The 14,732-nt window shown below is 48.0% G+C and carries 16 protein-coding genes and 1 pseudogene; 7 read left to right on the forward strand and 10 right to left on the reverse strand.

Going from position 1 to position 14,732, the window contains the following annotated elements:
• Positions 1–113: 113 nt before the first annotated feature.
• Complete coding sequence (locus ACFW2W_RS02695; protein ID WP_378172993.1) at positions 114–1,769, reverse strand: alpha/beta hydrolase; 1,656 nt, start codon at positions 1,767–1,769, stop codon at positions 114–116.
• A 161-nt stretch (positions 1,770–1,930) separates the two neighbouring features.
• Positions 1,931–2,355 (reverse strand): annotated as a pseudogene (locus tag ACFW2W_RS02700) (phytochelatin synthase family protein); the annotation flags it as partial.
• Positions 2,356–2,580: 225 nt separating this feature from the next.
• Between ACFW2W_RS02700 and ACFW2W_RS02705 the strand changes: the two are divergent.
• The 3 genes from ACFW2W_RS02705 (at position 2,581) to ACFW2W_RS02715 (ending at position 3,497) form a co-directional block, all read left to right on the forward strand.
• Entirely contained in the window at positions 2,581–2,781 is a 201-nt protein-coding gene (locus tag ACFW2W_RS02705) for a hypothetical protein (RefSeq protein WP_378173059.1), read from the forward strand.
• Positions 2,729–3,013, forward strand: coding sequence for an Rpn family recombination-promoting nuclease/putative transposase (locus ACFW2W_RS02710; RefSeq protein ID WP_378172996.1), 285 nt, complete (start codon positions 2,729–2,731; stop codon positions 3,011–3,013). Before ACFW2W_RS02705 ends, ACFW2W_RS02710 begins: the two co-directional genes overlap by 53 nt.
• Before the next feature lie 181 nt (positions 3,014–3,194).
• Complete coding sequence (locus tag ACFW2W_RS02715; protein WP_378172999.1) at positions 3,195–3,497, forward strand: Dabb family protein; 303 nt, start codon at positions 3,195–3,197, stop codon at positions 3,495–3,497.
• A gap of 170 nt (positions 3,498–3,667) precedes the next feature.
• On the opposite strand, the gene aspS is transcribed toward ACFW2W_RS02715, so the two are convergent.
• Both aspS and ACFW2W_RS02725 read right to left on the reverse strand, forming a co-directional pair.
• Positions 3,668–5,473 (reverse strand): aspartate--tRNA ligase, encoded by a 1,806-nt coding sequence (gene aspS, locus ACFW2W_RS02720; RefSeq protein ID WP_378173001.1) that lies wholly within the window; start codon positions 5,471–5,473, stop codon positions 3,668–3,670.
• 264 nt (positions 5,474–5,737) lie between these two features.
• Positions 5,738–6,043, reverse strand: coding sequence for a hypothetical protein (locus ACFW2W_RS02725; protein WP_378173004.1), 306 nt, complete (start codon positions 6,041–6,043; stop codon positions 5,738–5,740).
• A 207-nt stretch (positions 6,044–6,250) separates the two neighbouring features.
• Between ACFW2W_RS02725 and ACFW2W_RS02730 the strand changes: the two genes are divergently transcribed.
• Entirely contained in the window at positions 6,251–6,772 is a 522-nt protein-coding gene (locus tag ACFW2W_RS02730; protein ID WP_378173007.1) for an orange carotenoid protein N-terminal domain-containing protein, read from the forward strand.
• Between the two features lie 111 nt (positions 6,773–6,883).
• Here ACFW2W_RS02730 and ACFW2W_RS02735 read toward each other — a convergent pair whose 3' ends face one another.
• The 3 genes from ACFW2W_RS02735 to ACFW2W_RS02745 form a co-directional block, all read right to left on the reverse strand.
• Entirely contained in the window at positions 6,884–7,648 is a 765-nt protein-coding gene (locus ACFW2W_RS02735; protein ID WP_378173010.1) for an ABC transporter ATP-binding protein, read from the reverse strand.
• A gap of 84 nt (positions 7,649–7,732) precedes the next feature.
• The gene (locus tag ACFW2W_RS02740; RefSeq protein WP_378173061.1) at positions 7,733–8,950 is read right to left on the reverse strand and encodes an ABC transporter permease; all 1,218 of its coding nucleotides are present in this window, start codon (positions 8,948–8,950) and stop codon (positions 7,733–7,735) included.
• Positions 8,951–9,043: 93 nt separating this feature from the next.
• Positions 9,044–10,627 (reverse strand): efflux RND transporter periplasmic adaptor subunit, encoded by a 1,584-nt coding sequence (locus tag ACFW2W_RS02745; RefSeq protein WP_378173013.1) that lies wholly within the window; start codon positions 10,625–10,627, stop codon positions 9,044–9,046.
• 318 nt (positions 10,628–10,945) lie between these two features.
• Here ACFW2W_RS02745 and ACFW2W_RS02750 point away from each other — a divergent pair, with 318 nt between their 5' ends.
• Positions 10,946–11,830, forward strand: coding sequence for a tetratricopeptide repeat protein (locus ACFW2W_RS02750; protein ID WP_378173016.1), 885 nt, complete (start codon positions 10,946–10,948; stop codon positions 11,828–11,830).
• A 244-nt stretch (positions 11,831–12,074) separates the two neighbouring features.
• On the opposite strand, the gene ACFW2W_RS02755 is transcribed toward ACFW2W_RS02750, so the two are convergent.
• Entirely contained in the window at positions 12,075–12,308 is a 234-nt protein-coding gene (locus ACFW2W_RS02755) for a Nif11-like leader peptide family natural product precursor (RefSeq protein WP_378173019.1), read from the reverse strand.
• Positions 12,309–12,398: 90 nt separating this feature from the next.
• Between ACFW2W_RS02755 and ACFW2W_RS02760 the strand changes: the two genes are divergently transcribed.
• Complete coding sequence (locus ACFW2W_RS02760) at positions 12,399–12,932, forward strand: hypothetical protein (RefSeq protein WP_378173021.1); 534 nt, start codon at positions 12,399–12,401, stop codon at positions 12,930–12,932.
• A gap of 341 nt (positions 12,933–13,273) precedes the next feature.
• Here ACFW2W_RS02760 and ACFW2W_RS02765 read toward each other — a convergent pair whose 3' ends face one another.
• Complete coding sequence (locus tag ACFW2W_RS02765) at positions 13,274–13,492, reverse strand: hypothetical protein (RefSeq protein WP_378173024.1); 219 nt, start codon at positions 13,490–13,492, stop codon at positions 13,274–13,276.
• Between the two features lie 162 nt (positions 13,493–13,654).
• Entirely contained in the window at positions 13,655–14,086 is a 432-nt protein-coding gene (locus tag ACFW2W_RS02770) for a nuclear transport factor 2 family protein (RefSeq protein WP_378173027.1), read from the reverse strand.
• A gap of 278 nt (positions 14,087–14,364) precedes the next feature.
• On the opposite strand from ACFW2W_RS02770, the gene ACFW2W_RS02775 reads away from it, so the two are divergent.
• Complete coding sequence (locus ACFW2W_RS02775; RefSeq protein WP_378173064.1) at positions 14,365–14,694, forward strand: phosphomannose isomerase type II C-terminal cupin domain; 330 nt, start codon at positions 14,365–14,367, stop codon at positions 14,692–14,694.
• The last annotated feature ends 38 nt before the right edge of the window (positions 14,695–14,732 follow it).

Genomic DNA, 14,732 nt, shown 5'->3' on the forward strand with positions numbered 1-14,732 from the left:
AGGGGGGAAAATCTTCTTGCGTCCCCCAATTTATCGGGGGATGCAAGGGGGATCTCTAACCCATAGCGTTTGAAAAAGCACTTTTCAAACATCCTCTAATGACCAAGGACTAATTACCTTTTTGATTGATTCTGAAGAAAATCGTCAACTACTGCTTGTGCTTTCGGCGGAATCTCAGTGACGAGGCGAATCGGGAAAGCATCTGTTGATGCCAACTGGGCATATTCTGGGGTGAGGAAAATCGCGGACTTGGCAGCATCATCTGTGAGTTGTGCTGCCATTGCCAGCGCGATCGCTTTCATGTAGCTGCGGATGGCAACCGCTTGTTCGCCGACGACTTCACCGCCCGTGTAAAGTGTATTCGGTTGTCTAGCTTGATCTTGGGTAGTGCTGGGATCTTTGACACTCAAATGGGTGCCTCCCACCACACCCACCAACCATTTTGGGGCGGGTATTTGAGAAAAGCCGATAATTTGTTCGGTTAAAGCCGGAGTTGTCTTATCGGCGGAAGCGGCTTCAATTAAAGTGGGGACTTGCACGGCGCTCAAACCCGTTTCGCCAAAGAGTAAAGAGGTGGTGGGATTGAAAGCGATCGCTGCTTTGACTCTGGGATCTCGCAGTTGATAGCGGTCTTCCGGAAGTCCGCTGGCAAAACACTGGGAAGCTTCCCCAAGATTAAAGGAAATCACGTTACCTTTACAGCGCTCTTTTAAAGACGCTAATTGCAACTCGGCACCAGCAATAGATAAAGCTGTACTACCGCCCAAAGAATACCCGATTACCATGACGCGATCGGGTGCCAGTTTACCCTGAAGTTCCCCTGCCTTTTGGTTCAGCTTTTCTAGTTCGTCGATAACAAAACTGATATCCTTAGGACGATCCAAAAACTCCTGAGCATCCAACAGAGGAGCCTTGCCTCTGACTACCTGCTTCACATGACTTTCGTTACTCCCAGGATGTTCTAAGGCTGCCACCACATAGCCATAGGATGCCAAATGCTCTGCCAAGTAGCGCATATCGGTGCGAACCGAACCTAACCCATGCGATAGAACAATAATAGGTTTAGCCGGAGAAGCTGCTTCCGACCAGTAAACATCAACGGGAATTTCACGGCGGCGCTGGGTATCATTTAGTTTCAAGTTCAGCACCTGCACGGATGCAGTTCCTGGTAGCGTCGGATCAAAGGGTAAATTAAGTTGGGGGCGCTTGACAGTCAGTTGGGGGGCAATCTCCGCCATAAACCACTGAGTTTGCCAAAAAGCGCTGTTAAAATTTTCGACGACTTTAAACGCCCGATTTAAGTCTATATAAAGCGTTTGACGGGGATAAGCTTCGATAAAGCTGAGCAAAGAGAGTCCTTCTGGTGCCCTAGCCCCCAATACCAGTCCCGATCGCACATCTAGCACCCCGACGTTATCCTGACGCGATGTTGTGCTAGCCAAAGCAGATGCGATCGCGCTGCCAATCTCAGTATCAAGTAAGCGACTCACTTGCAGAACATCAATATCAAATTTTGCCCTCAGTGCTGATAAAATTTGGCTTCGTTGTTGAGAAGACAGGTTTCTTGCGAAACTTCTCAGAGACGATGGGGCAGTTCCCGTTTCCGCAAGCTGGCGGAGATCCGCGATCTCAATGGATTCAGTAGAGAAGCCTTTCCGAACCACGATGGTTTGAGCGGCTTGTACAGAAGGGGTCGCGCCGCTGATGCTGTAGGCGCAACCACCGATGAAGCTGATAACTGACAACAGCCATCTCAAACGCGATCGCATGAATATATCTCCTTTTTTATGCTTTTTCGCTATCTGCTTGCAATTATTGTAGGGGCGCACGGCTCTACGCCCCTACAGATATATACCGTGCAATTTATTCTCCACAGGCACAAAGCGTATGACGTTAGGCTATAGCCTTTGTCTGTGTAGCGGCGACTTTTTCACTTCCGCATCTCTGACGAAGAATCGGCGCGGGATTGACGCGATACCAACACAAACCCCCGCGTCTTACCGGAATCAGGATCTAGTGTCGCCATTGCCTTCCAGAGGTCTTCTGCTTTCACCCAGACTGGGGGATACAGCACTTTTGAAGCTAGTGAGGTACGAGGATCGCCTAAAACCTTTGATTTTGGAAGCTTGACTGTACCTCATCCAGAAAGAAAACGCTGTATTTGTAGCGGGAGACATCTAAAATCAAAAAGCGATCTGTCTTTTCGTTGTAAGCAGCAACTGGGGAGATATGTCCTCCCTTTTCCTGACCGATTGCTTTAAGCAAGTAGTTGACTAAGACAAAATTTCCGGGTTCTTGCAAATTCTTAACTACCAGGCTGCGAAAAGCGTCTGCGCCAGCAGTCCCCCACTTGTAAGGCAAAGCCATAAAATAAAACCTCTTAAAGGTACACCGATAACTTTGAGTAAACTATTTCGATACGTGCTGGAGTTCATGGCTTTTTCTGCAAGCTTTCCTGAGGTAGCCGCCTAGGTTTTTCTAACCTTAGACAGATGTTTGTCAATTATATAAGAAGCTCATCCCGATGAATTAGGAATAGCCGCCGCCGAATCTATTGGCATCGGCATTGTGCAATTAGTCGTGGAGAGAAGAGCGAGAACTCTTAACAAAGCTAGGCGGTTACTTGAGCAAGCGAGACAAGGAATTGAAGATGAAGAAACTAGGCAAAAGTTTAGAATAAAAGCGAAGCATCCTCTGGCCCCCCTTCTTCCGAAGGGGGGTTGGGGGGTTGGCATTGATAGAGACGATCCTGTTGTACAAGTTTACCCAATTGAGTCGTGAGGAATTAGCACAAATGTTGGGAATCGACGATGAATTTAGACAGACAAGGATGTATCAATCTATTAAGCAGGAAGGCAAGTTAGAGGGCAAGTTAGAGGGCAAGTTAGAGGGCAAGTTAGAATCAGTGCCTCAATTGTTGGCAATGGGATTGAGTATAGAACAGGTAGCACAGGGATTGGGATTAACCATAGAGCAAGTGCAGCAAGCAGCTCAAAAGCAGCAGGACAATTGAGAACAATTTGGTCTTGCCAGTGTAATTTGTTTAAGACAGCAAGCACCAACAGAAGCAGGGTTGAGGAGCGATCGCTTGTGACTGAAAAGAAAAGTTTTATTGAGAGCGATCGCGTCTGGCTTTGTGTTCTTTCTGTTCCCAGCTAAGCTTTTAGATACTCTGCCATCAATAACCCAAGCAAATGCCTCAGATTCAACACATGGTTCTGCTCAAATTTAAACCAGAAATAACGCCGGAAAAGATTGCAGATTTGTTAAGCCAACTGGGTGAACTTCAGCAATTAATTCCAGGCATTACCTACTATGCTGGGGGAGCCTATTCTAGCCACGAGGGGTTGAACCAGGGCTACAACCACGGATTTTTGATGACATTTGAGAGCGCAGACGCCCGCGATGCCTATTTGCCGCATCCCGAACACGAACGAGTTAAGTCGGCGATATTGGAATGCTTAGACGATGCGATCATCTTTGATTTTGAAGCTTAATGGTCTTTTGTAAGATTGGGAAGATAGGAGAGCGATCGCGCGATTATTTCCTCCCGCCTCTGTTTCACTTTCCGACGCCCGTAACTGAGCCGCAATTCTTGTAATACCCAAAAATTTTGAAGGCGCACAATTCCTTGTGCGCCTCTAGCGCTAGAGAGCGATCGCGCGAGTTACTGCTTGTCTTTATCGCTGGATTTCGGCTTGTATGTCGAAGCGACGTGCAATTCCTTCAACTGCTTGGCATCGACACCAGAGGGGGCATCGGTCAATAAACAACGAGCCTGCTGCGTCTTCGGGAAGGCAATCACATCCCGAATCGATTCTTCACCCGCTAAGAGCATCACCAAGCGGTCTAAGCCGTAGGCAATCCCCCCGTGCGGCGGCGTGCCATATTCAAACGCCTCTAGCAAAAATCCAAACTTGCTATAAGCTTCCTCTTTAGACAAGCCAATGGCTTCAAACACCTGCTCTTGAACCTCGCGCTGGTAAATCCGCCGACTTCCACCGCCAACTTCCACGCCATTGAGAATGAGGTCATAAGCTTGCGCCCGTGCCGTCTTCAGGTCGTGCAAATCATCGGGATGGGGGGCAGTAAACGGATGATGCAGCGCCTCTAAGCGCTTCTCATCAGCATTCCACTCAAACATGGGAAAGTCTGTCACCCAAAGCAAGTTGTTTTTGTCAGGATCGATGAGTCCCAGTTCGCCACCAATCACCTGGCGCAATCTGTCTAGGGTTTTATTAACCGTATTCGTATCGCCAGCACCAAATAGCAAAAGATGACCGGCTTTTGCACCTGTGCGACTCAGCAATTCTTGCTTTTGCGCTTCGGTGAGGTTGTCTTTGATCGCGCCAATGGTATCGAGTTCGCCGTCATCTCGCACGCGAATATAGGCAAGACCCTTAGCACCGGCAACGCTAGCTTCTTTAAACAGGTCGCCGCCTTGTTTGATCCGCACGTTGGATAAGGCGTCGTTTCCGCCGGGAATGGGCAATACTTTGACGATGCCGCCAGAGGCTACAGCGCCGGAAAATACCTTAAACCCAGAATCTTTGAGCAAATCGGAAACGTTGACAAGTTCTAAGCCAAAGCGGGTGTCTGGTTTATCGCACCCGTAGCGATCCATCGCTTCTGCATAAGTCAGGCGCGGGAAGGGACGGGGTAGGTCGATGTCTTTTACGGTTTTGAAGATATGGCAAACTAAACTTTCGTTGAGCTGGAGAATCTCTTCAACAGACATGAAGCTCATCTCCATGTCTAACTGAGTAAATTCTGGCTGTCTGTCGGCGCGTAAATCTTCATCCCGGAAGCAACGAGCAATCTGGTAATAGCGGTCATAGCCGGATACCATCAGCAGTTGCTTAAATAACTGCGGCGACTGAGGTAGAGCATACCACTCGCTGGGATTGACGCGGCTGGGTACGAGGTAATCCCGTGCGCCTTCGGGAGTGGATTTGGTGAGAATCGGCGTTTCTATTTCGATGAAGTTTTCGATATCTTCTAGGTAGCGACGGATGGCTTTGACGACTTGGTGACGCAACTGGAGGTTGCGAGTCATGCGATCGCGTCTTAAGTCTAAATAGCGATACTTCAGCCGCAAGTCTTCGCGCAGGGATTCTGTGTCTCCCGCCCCTACTTGGAAGGGCAGCTGCTTGTATACCTGATTGAGCAGTTCAATTTTATCTGCGTAAATTTCAATCTCGCCCGTCGGTAGGCGGGGATTGAGTGAGTCTTCGGGACGTTTGCTGACTCGACCTGTAATTCTGAGGACGTATTCGTGGCGCTGGGAAGCCGCCTCTTCGTAAGATTCAGGCGTGCGTACAGGGTCGCTGACAATTTGAACGATGCCGGTGCGATCGCGCAAATCTAAGAATATGACACCCCCGTGGTCGCGGCGACGGTCTACCCATCCACACAAGGTGACAGTTTGTTCAATATGTTCGCTTCTAACTTCGCCGCAGTAATGGGTTCGCATGGTTGCCGATCGAATGCTTGCTGAAAGATTGGGATTTAAAGGTAACAAAATGTGAAAGCTTTGCCCATTATCCTGCATTCTTTGTAATTCTGTTCAAACTGCCAGAAGCTGAACCTACCAAACCCCTAACGATTCCTGACATTGGCACCAAAATAACTAAAGCTCAACCAACAGTCGGTTGAGCCATATTTTTGCATTTTTAGCTTGGTTTTTGCGGAAGCCCCGCGCTATATCCTTTTATCGCTATTATCGGCTGCTTTTTCCTTATGCTCTAGGATTGACATCCTTTGCCATTTCCCGAAAGTCGTCTGGATTGCTATGGGCTTCTGGTGAGGATTTCATCTCTGTTGGCTGGGGCATTTTCTTGGCAGCACCTGTTGCGGCTTCAGCAGCTTGGGCACCAGCACCACTCCGGTCAACTTCACTCACGCTAAGCTCTTTTGATGCTGCGTAGTCAGCGTCGAAATCGACACTTTGCGTTGCTTCTTCACCCGCAACCATGCGTTCGGCTGCTAGTTGGGCATCTTGGGTTGTCGCTTGTTGCGGATCGGGTTTCACTTCTTCAGTCATAAGTAACTCCTATTTATTTAGACTTTTTTATCGGCAATTTAGATTTTAAGGGAGCGATCCCCGTTCCTTTGACCCTCTTGAGATAGATCCTCACCCAACTCTCAGTCTGCGAAACCGAGTTAGTCAAACTCTCTCTCTTGGAGGGCGATTTTAACCCGCAAAGTTTGTAACTTTTGGAAATATGAACCTCACTGTTGGATAAAATTTATGACTGCAAACCAAAAATCTCAAGCTCTTTCCAATGAAACTCAAAAAGTGGTTGAGGCTTTTGAAGCGTTGAACACGGATGACAAACTGGCATGGTTTTATTATGTTTATGAAAAGATGGGAGACTCGATTACTCCCGCTGCCCCAACTGCAACCGATCCAGAACTGGCTCCGAAGCTGTTAGGAGAATTCTTTGATTTGGATGACGATCGCCAGTTGGCAATTATGCGAGAAATTGTCAACCGCGAAAATACAGAATATTCCCATGCCTATGGGTCGCTGAAAGAGAATAATCAGTTAATGGTTTGGTACGCCTGGGCGCAGGGTATGGGTGATACGGTAGTAGACGTGCCCTCAGACTACCAAGCAAATAACCCAGTTAACGACCTGATGAGCCAAATTGAAGGTCTTGACTTTGAGGGACAAATTTCTATGTTCCGGACAATCGTTAGCAACATGGGCTATACGGACGTAAAGCCAATTCCCTCTCAAGCTGAAACTGGTAAGACTGCCAGTCTCTAAATCATTCCATTTTGCTATCGCAGGGGCGCATAGAATAAAGCGCCCCGCGATTTGAGCCGAAATGCCATTAAAAAAAGAGCGTTCTTGGGATTGAACGCTCTTTTTTTGAAATTAAGAAACGGCAACTTTACCAATATCTCCTGGGGTGAGATGGGAATGCAGCACTTGTCCATCGCGGAACCAGACGATGCGTTGGGTGAGACGAGCGACTTCGGGTTCGTGAGTTACCATGACAACGGTGATGCCACTGGTGTTCAGTTCTGTGAAGATATCCATCACTTCTTGGGTCGTTTTGGAATCCAGTGCGCCGGTGGGTTCGTCGGCAAGCAGTAAGACGGGTTTGTTGACAATGGCACGAGCGATCGCTACCCGCTGCTGTTGTCCCCCAGACAGTTGATTTGGTCGGTTATTCAGTCGATGCTCTAAACCGACGCGAGTCAGAGCAACTGTTGCTCGCTGGCGTCTTTCAGCACTAGGAATACCCGCATAAACCATCGGTAGCATGACATTTTCTAGCGCTGTTAGTTGTGGCAAGAGATGGAATTGTTGAAACACAAAACCAATCTTACGATTGCGAATTCCCGCTAAGTCAGCGTCTTCTAGAGAGGACACATCCACGTTATCTAGGTAATATCTTCCGTCGGTGGGTCGGTCGAGACAACCGATAATATTCATCGCAGTAGATTTGCCCGATCCAGACGCCCCCATAATCGCGCAATATTCGCCTTCCTCTACAATTAAGCTCACACCAGCAAGGGCGCGAACTTCTGTATCGCCAATCCCATAAACCTTGGTGACATCCTCCATGCGAATGACGACAGGTTTTTGAACAGGACTGAAGATTGAGGACTGAGGACTGAGTTGTTGATTGCTCATTGGTAATTGAAGGATTGAAGGATTGTTCAAAAGCTCTTAGCTATGAACGATGAACCATGAACCATGAACATTGCGAAGTGCATTTTAAGCGCTCCGCAAAGCTACAATTGGGTCGAGTTTAGCGGCTCGTCGCGCCGGGACGACGCCAAAGAATAGCCCAATACCGCCGGAAACACTGACGGCTAGGATAATTGCCGCTGGAGAAATGCCAGCTTTCAGAGGGGTGACGGCGCTGATGAGCGAGATTCCGCCGACGCCAATCAGAGTCCCTAGTAAGCCACCCGCCGCTGAGAGAAACACCGCTTCGATGATGAATTGAATCAGGATATCTTGCTCTCGTGCGCCAATCGCCTTGCGGAGTCCGATTTCTTGGGTGCGTTCGGTGACGGAGACGAGCATAATGTTCATCACGCCAATGCCGCCGACAAATAGGGAAATCGCCGCGATCGCCGCTAACATGAATGTCAAGCCGCTGGTGATCGTGTTAACAATGGTCAAAAGGTCTTTTTGACTGCGAACCGTAAAGTCATCCTCACCGTTGATTTTGTGCCGCAACCGCAGCAGATTTGCCACTTGAAACTGAGCGGCTCCAATGCTAGCTTCATCTTTGGCGGAGATAGAAATGGCTGTCACCTCAAGACCATAGGGAGACGTATTTCCCACAATCCGATTAGCTAGGGTGGTGATGGGTACATAAGCAGCTTCATCCGGATTGTCTCCCAGGGCCGAACCTTTGGGTTTCATCACGCCAACCACTTGAAAGCTGATATTTTTAATTCGTAGTTGTTGTCCGATGGGATCTTGATTGTCAAACAATTTATCTGCCAACTCTGATCCCAGGATGACAATTTGGTTACTCCGCTTAATATCGAGATCGGTAATAAATCGTCCTCGCTCCACATCAAAACTTCTAGCTGAGAGATACTCTGGCGTTGTACCGAGAATTGAGGTAGTAGTATTTTTACTGCGATAGGTGACTAATTGTCTGGAGTTGATTTGGGGAGCGACATCTTGGACGGAAGGCACCTGAGTTGCGATCGCTCTCGCATCTTCCAGAACCAGCGTTTTCGGCACCTCAAATGTCGTATTGCGAGTTTTCTGAGAACCGGGAACCACAAATAGCACATTTGGTCCCAGCGACTCAAACTGCTCCGCTGCTAGCCTTTGCGCTCCCTGTCCGATGCCCACCATCGCAATCACCGAGGCATTGCCAATCATAATGCCCAGCATGGTGAGACTGCTACGCAGTTTGTTTGCCACCAGGGTAGTGGCAGCCATTTTGACGCTTTCTACAATATCCATATTCGGTAATGGGTAATCGGGAATGGGTAATGGGTAATCGGGAATGGGTAATGAGAAGCGTGACCAATGACAATTACCCATTACCAACTGTCTTTACTCCTCTTGCTTGGGTTTGCGATCTTTGGGTAAATCAATGAATACGCGATCGCCTTCTTTGATGCCATCTAAAATCTGTGTTTGGTTTTCAATCGATGGGCCAATGGTCACAGGTTTAAACTGGGGTTTATTCTCCTCATCAGGCACTAACACACCCGTCTTTCCTTTCTCCGTGACAATTGCCACCGTGGGAACGACCAAGGCATTATTCGCAGGTTTACCCAAAAAAATCAGGTCAACATTCATTCCCGATCGCAGTTGCTCCTTGCCAGTTTCTAGGACTACCCGCACCTGAAAAGACGTGACATTTTGCTCAATGACCGCTTCCGGCGCAATCAGCTTCACCTTGCCTTTAAACACCTGGTCAGGATAGGCATCTGCCACAATCTCAACCGGCTGTCCCTGGGTAATCTGTCCAATATCAACCTCTGGGACTTTCGCCAGAATTTCTAAATCTCTGGCAATCGCAACAATCGATGTTGAGGTGGCGGAAGCCGTACTGGAAGCAGAAGTCGTGGGAGTGACGAAAGCGCCTTCTGTGGCGTATTTCTGCGTCACAATCCCAGAAAACGGAGCGACGATTACCGTGTCAGAGAGCTGGACTTGCACCGCCTGCATAGAAGCTCTGGCGGCGTCAGCTGCTGCTTTTAGCTGGGCAATCTCCTCTTGGCGCGTCCCATTTTCTAACTGTCGCAGAGCAGCCTGCGCTTCTGCAACATCCGCTTCGCGCTGGGAAATTTCCTCGCTTCGACCGCCCTTTTGGCTTTGCTGCAAGGCAGATCGCGCTTCTGCTACCGCCGCTTGACGCTGCTGAATTTCTTGGCGGGTGCTGTTTTTGAGTTGCTCTAGCCGTCGTTGGGCTTCTCTAAGGTTGGCGCTGGCATTGCGGTACTCTGTCAGCACCTCATCCAACTGGTCTTTAGAAATGGCTCCTTGAGAAGCCAGCTGTTGATTGCGATTGGCTCGTTTTTGCGCTAAATCCACCCGCGCTTCGGCGGCAGAGATTTGAGCTTCGGTCTGGGCAATTTCTTCGGGACGACCAATTTGCACCGATGCTAAATTCGCTTCGGCTTGATCCAGACGGGCTTTGAATTGGGCGATTTCTTCGGGACGACCCACCCGCGCCGCTGCTAAACGGGCTTTAGCTTGCTCTAGACGGGCTTTTGACTGATTGATTTCTTCGGGACGGCTCCCGGCTTGAGCTTGTTGCAGTTTGGCTTGAGCTTGCGCCAGATTGGCTTTGGCTTGAAAGAATTGAGCCTGAAGTTGGGAATTCTCCATTTGGGCGATTTTTTGCCCTTGCTGCACTCGGTCTCCCTGCTCGACGTATAATTTTGCCAAACGCCCAGATGTTGGAGGGCTGAGATTGACGCTTTGAACTGGCACGACAGTACCGCTAGCGGTAATCCGTACTTTCAAGGTTTGCGATTTAACGGGTACGGTCAGATTCTCGATGTCTAGTTTGGGTGTTGCCCGACCGATGATGAAATAAGTCGTACCAACTACCAAGATGCTAGATGCTATCAGCCCAATGACCCAGCGAGAAGGGTTCTTGACTTTGCTTATTAGTGGAAGTTGCATTCGTGTAGTCTTCAAGTCCGGTAGTACGAATCAACAGGCTGCTTGCGGGAGGGTGATTTTAATGACGATGGGATTCAGCTTTAGCACCAAGGAGTCACACTCAACTGTATCTATCTACAGCAAGTTGCTTATTCTTTCCCTATGTTAACGAGTTTGAACTTGCTGACGGATTGAACCATACAGAAAGTGTTTCCCGCCAATCCGTTACAGCGATCCCCAAATTGACGTGTGGCTTTGCTCTCGATTTCTGCTAGGGTCAGTTAAATTATTGGTAAGGTTGCTGAACATTCCTTCGCATTATTTCTTTGAGGCTGCACCGTGCCTAAGCGTCTTTCTATATTCCCGCTTCTCGTTTTCCTTGGTTTAGGGAGCGTTGCTCTCCCCGCCTCTGGGCAGGCACTTGTGCCCTATACGCTACAAATGGATTCAAAAGAGCTAGAGCAGCAGGGCTTGAACCTGGCACAAGATGCGGCTCAGCTAGCGCGATTCCAACAATACGATCTGGCACTGCCTAGAGCGCGACTGGCGACTCAGCTGGCTCCTAACAGTTATCAAACCTGGTTTTTACTGGGGAGTTTGTTTTTGCAAGCGCAGGAGGTAAATAAGGCGATTGATGCCTTGCAACGAGCTAGAACCCTTCAACCTAATGAGCCGGGGATTCTATTTGCTCTGGGAAGTGGGCATTTTCAGCAGGAAAAGTATCAGGAAGCTGTTAGTGCTTTGCAAGCTGGGTTAAAGATCAAACCCGATGTCCCGGAAGCTTTGTTTGATTTAGGCAATGCTTACTACAAACTGAAACGGTTTCCAGATGCGATCGCTCAGTACCAAAAGGCGGTCGCTAAGGAAAAGAAATTCTGGCCTGCGATTAATAATATTGGGCTAGTTAAGTACGAAATGGGCGATGTGGATGGAGCGCTCGGTCAGTGGCGTTCCGCTAGCTCTTTCGATAAGGAGGCGGCAGAACCCCGGTTGGCGATGGCGGTGGCGCTGTATGCGAAGGGCGATCGCGAACAGGGTTTGTCTTTGGGAGAGGCAGCGATTCGGTTAGACAGTCGCTACGCCGATGTAAAATTTCTCCAAGAAAATCTTTGGGGCGATCGCTTGCTCGCAGAAACGAAAAAGTTCCTGCAAATTCCCAGAATTCAGGAAACAATTGCCCAAAATGAAAACGAACCTCCACAACAGCAAAACGCCCCTGAGTGAAGCATGAATAATAAAGGATGAAGGATAAAATTTTATCCTTTATTCTTTATTTTTTTGCGGGTAGTTTTAAAAGTAAGGGCATACAAGCTCAGGACAAACCCACAGACACTAGATAGGGTGTAGGGTCTACGCCAGATGCGATGCTCAACGGCTGAGTTTTAATGTTCGATCGCTGTTTTACTTCCACAGTGCGATCGCTCCAGCAGCGCGATCGCTCCCAGGCGCGATCGCTTTAGCCTATGCACTAAATCCAGTTAACCTTCCGCAGCCAGGGCCAAACGCCCGTCTGCCTTCTCAAAATGACACCTTCACTATGTTCTTTAACAACATCCTTCAATTCTTCAGTGGTCAAGGCGTAGCCTAATTCACGAGCAACTTTTACAAATTCCTCTGGACTGGCTACTTCTTGGAACTTTTCGCGTAAAGCTGGATCGTAGGTAGCAGCTTCCAAAAATTGACACGCACTTTCTTTAGACATCTTGACAATTCCCCTACTGTAATATGTCTTTTTTAGCTCATGCACTACAGCAATTTCAAGCGTTATACTGCTGAAATTCTTTTTTATCCTATGTTACACATGACCGCATCTACCAACCTGAATATTTTTTTAGAAAACCTCCTATTCCTGGTAATTGTTACGTCTTTTCTTGTGTTTGCGGGTTGGCTTTGGAGACATTCACCTCCTTTCTCGATTCCTCAACCACTTCCGCCTTGGTTTAAAGCGTGGTTATTTGTTGTACTGCTAGTGGGAGTGGCGCTTCCCCTGGTAGCAATGGTTCTGTGGGGCGTATGGTGGAATCATCCCAGCGTGTTGCAGTCACTGGTGCCGTACTTTGTCATTTTGGGGTTACAAATCTTATCCGAAATCGTGACAGGGAGAAGGTTTCAATCCTGCACGTTCGTGATGGTTCCTTGCTTATACCTTCCTTATCGCGTTTGGCAATTGTATGGTGGATTGACGCTTCTGAATTTTGAGAGTGGGACAATATGGGTACAGAGATTATTACTGCTAGAAATTGTTCTTTGGATTTTTAATTACGGCGTACACTTGTCGCAAATTCCACGGCTTCTTAGTTGGGAAGTAAAACCTCAAAGCGATTGAATTTTAGCGGCGGTTGTTGGAAGATAAAAGGATGCGAATAGCTGAATCATCCCAGTATATAACAATCCTATTTGAGTTGTGAGCCAGCGTCTCAGCTCCACGACTTCGTAAGAGTTGCCCTAGGATCTCGCCTTCACGAATCATTTAGGACTGCTATAGACAATCTCAAAATATCAACTTATCATTTTTATACTAGAGATTTTTAAGTAAGAAAAATATATTCTAAAATTTTATAAAATTCTCCGAATATTTCAGAATTGTATATTTTTAGAATAAAAGCGCAGGGAAATAATAAAAGAAGCAATAATCAAGTAATAGAAATTCTCAATCAGCGGCGCTGTTTACATTAGGGCAGAAATTTCATCTACAACCTTCAGCCGGTTCTTGCGGACAGCGTAAAGTAGTCGGTCGATTGCTCGCTGGTCTTCTTCGTTGATTGAATCTTGCAACAGTGCAGCCATCAGTCCATATCGGTCAGCGAGAGTAATGCTACCAGAGTGAGTAGCTTGAGCAAAGAGTTCAGCGATCGCAGATTCGAGAGGGCAGATTTGAACAGGCATCGTTACGGGTATTAACTCGATACTTCTAATATCCAGCTTTTGTCCGTCTTACTGAGTGATTAAACACTTAGAAAAATGTGACAATACCCTGAACAATCGTGCGATCGCAGGTTTAGGTAAAGGTGATGAGCGCCCGATCGCTGAGTGATATAAATCACACGACTAGCCAATCGGCTGAGACGGCTCTGGATGCGATTCTACCTTGGGCTGAACCACAACCGAAAGATACTCGCGGTAACGACAAATCTTGTCGCCGCGAACATCGAAAGAGATTGCCCCTCGGTTCTGATAAGGCTTCCCCCGCAGATGCCCCTGAGAGCGAATCTCAAATACAACTGTCGTCTCGTTACTGGTGACGCCATCTAGCGTCACCGCCAGCTCATTGTTGAAAGCTTCAGACGCATACTCAAAGAAAGCAGCTGCCCGTGCTTTACCGACATTCTCCCCCTGGTATTGCCCCACTGGAAACCAGAAGCTAAAGTCTTCCGCAAGCATCTCCAGGAACGGTTCCCACTCGCCGGTTCCCATACCATGAATAAAGTGCCCAAATGCACGCTGGGCAGTTTCCATCGTGCTTTGTTGTGTTTGTGCCATGTTTGTAAGCTGCTGCAACTAAATCAATTGTGGCAAACACAAGGGCAGATAAGCAGTAGAAATCTCATAGGAACCGCCGGATGCGCTGCTTGCACGCTTCGGATGCTGCTACCAGCTACTAGCACCCTCGGCGTATTGTCCAACCGATAATTAGTGCTGAGGAACTTTCAAAAATGCGGCAAAATTAAGATGCGAATCTTCGGAGACAAGCAGCGATGAATGGCAACCAAAATGAGGGGCAGGCTTCGATTCTGCCTTTGCCTGAAGATAGTGACACGATGCGGATACGACCTTGGGGCACAGTCACCGTCTTAGAAGAAGGGCAACGCTACCGGATTAATCGCATTGAACTCAACCCAGGTCATCACATTAGTACCCAAATGCACTATCACCGCAGCGAACACTGGATCGTTGTATCTGGCACCGCCAAAGTGATTTGTGATGGTATAGAGACAACCTTAATTCAAAAACAGTCAACCTACGTGCCGATGTCTACACCTCACCGAGTTGAAAATCCAGGGTGTATTCCTCTAGTGATGATTGAAGTCCAAAATGGAGAATACCTTGGAGAGGATGACATTATCCGTTTCGACGACGCGGAAACCTAACATCTCAAAATCAAAGGATATAGTGGTTCTCAGTTGAC

The organism is Coleofasciculus sp. H7-2 (assembly GCF_042747725.1).
In the GTDB taxonomy this organism is placed as follows: domain Bacteria; phylum Cyanobacteriota; class Cyanobacteriia; order Cyanobacteriales; family FACHB-T130; genus FACHB-T130.

Bases quoted from the DNA above. Each gene is read 5' to 3' on its own strand.
- ACFW2W_RS02695 (WP_378172993.1), bottom strand. From the start codon at position 1,769: ATGCGATCGCGTTTGAGATGGCTGTTGTCAGTTATCAGCTTCATCGGT.
- ACFW2W_RS02715 (WP_378172999.1), top strand. From the start codon at position 3,195: ATGCCTCAGATTCAACACATGGTTCTGCTCAAATTTAAACCAGAAATA.
- aspS (WP_378173001.1), bottom strand. From the start codon at position 5,473: ATGCGAACCCATTACTGCGGCGAAGTTAGAAGCGAACATATTGAACAA.
- ACFW2W_RS02725 (WP_378173004.1), bottom strand. From the start codon at position 6,043: ATGACTGAAGAAGTGAAACCCGATCCGCAACAAGCGACAACCCAAGAT.
- ACFW2W_RS02730 (WP_378173007.1), top strand. From the start codon at position 6,251: ATGACTGCAAACCAAAAATCTCAAGCTCTTTCCAATGAAACTCAAAAA.
- ACFW2W_RS02735 (WP_378173010.1), bottom strand. From the start codon at position 7,648: ATGAGCAATCAACAACTCAGTCCTCAGTCCTCAATCTTCAGTCCTGTT.
- ACFW2W_RS02740 (WP_378173061.1), bottom strand. From the start codon at position 8,950: ATGGATATTGTAGAAAGCGTCAAAATGGCTGCCACTACCCTGGTGGCA.
- ACFW2W_RS02745 (WP_378173013.1), bottom strand. From the start codon at position 10,627: ATGCAACTTCCACTAATAAGCAAAGTCAAGAACCCTTCTCGCTGGGTC.
- ACFW2W_RS02755 (WP_378173019.1), bottom strand. From the start codon at position 12,308: ATGTCTAAAGAAAGTGCGTGTCAATTTTTGGAAGCTGCTACCTACGAT.
- ACFW2W_RS02760 (WP_378173021.1), top strand. From the start codon at position 12,399: ATGTTACACATGACCGCATCTACCAACCTGAATATTTTTTTAGAAAAC.
- ACFW2W_RS02765 (WP_378173024.1), bottom strand. From the start codon at position 13,492: ATGCCTGTTCAAATCTGCCCTCTCGAATCTGCGATCGCTGAACTCTTT.
- ACFW2W_RS02770 (WP_378173027.1), bottom strand. From the start codon at position 14,086: ATGGCACAAACACAACAAAGCACGATGGAAACTGCCCAGCGTGCATTT.
- ACFW2W_RS02775 (WP_378173064.1), top strand. From the start codon at position 14,365: ATGCGGATACGACCTTGGGGCACAGTCACCGTCTTAGAAGAAGGGCAA.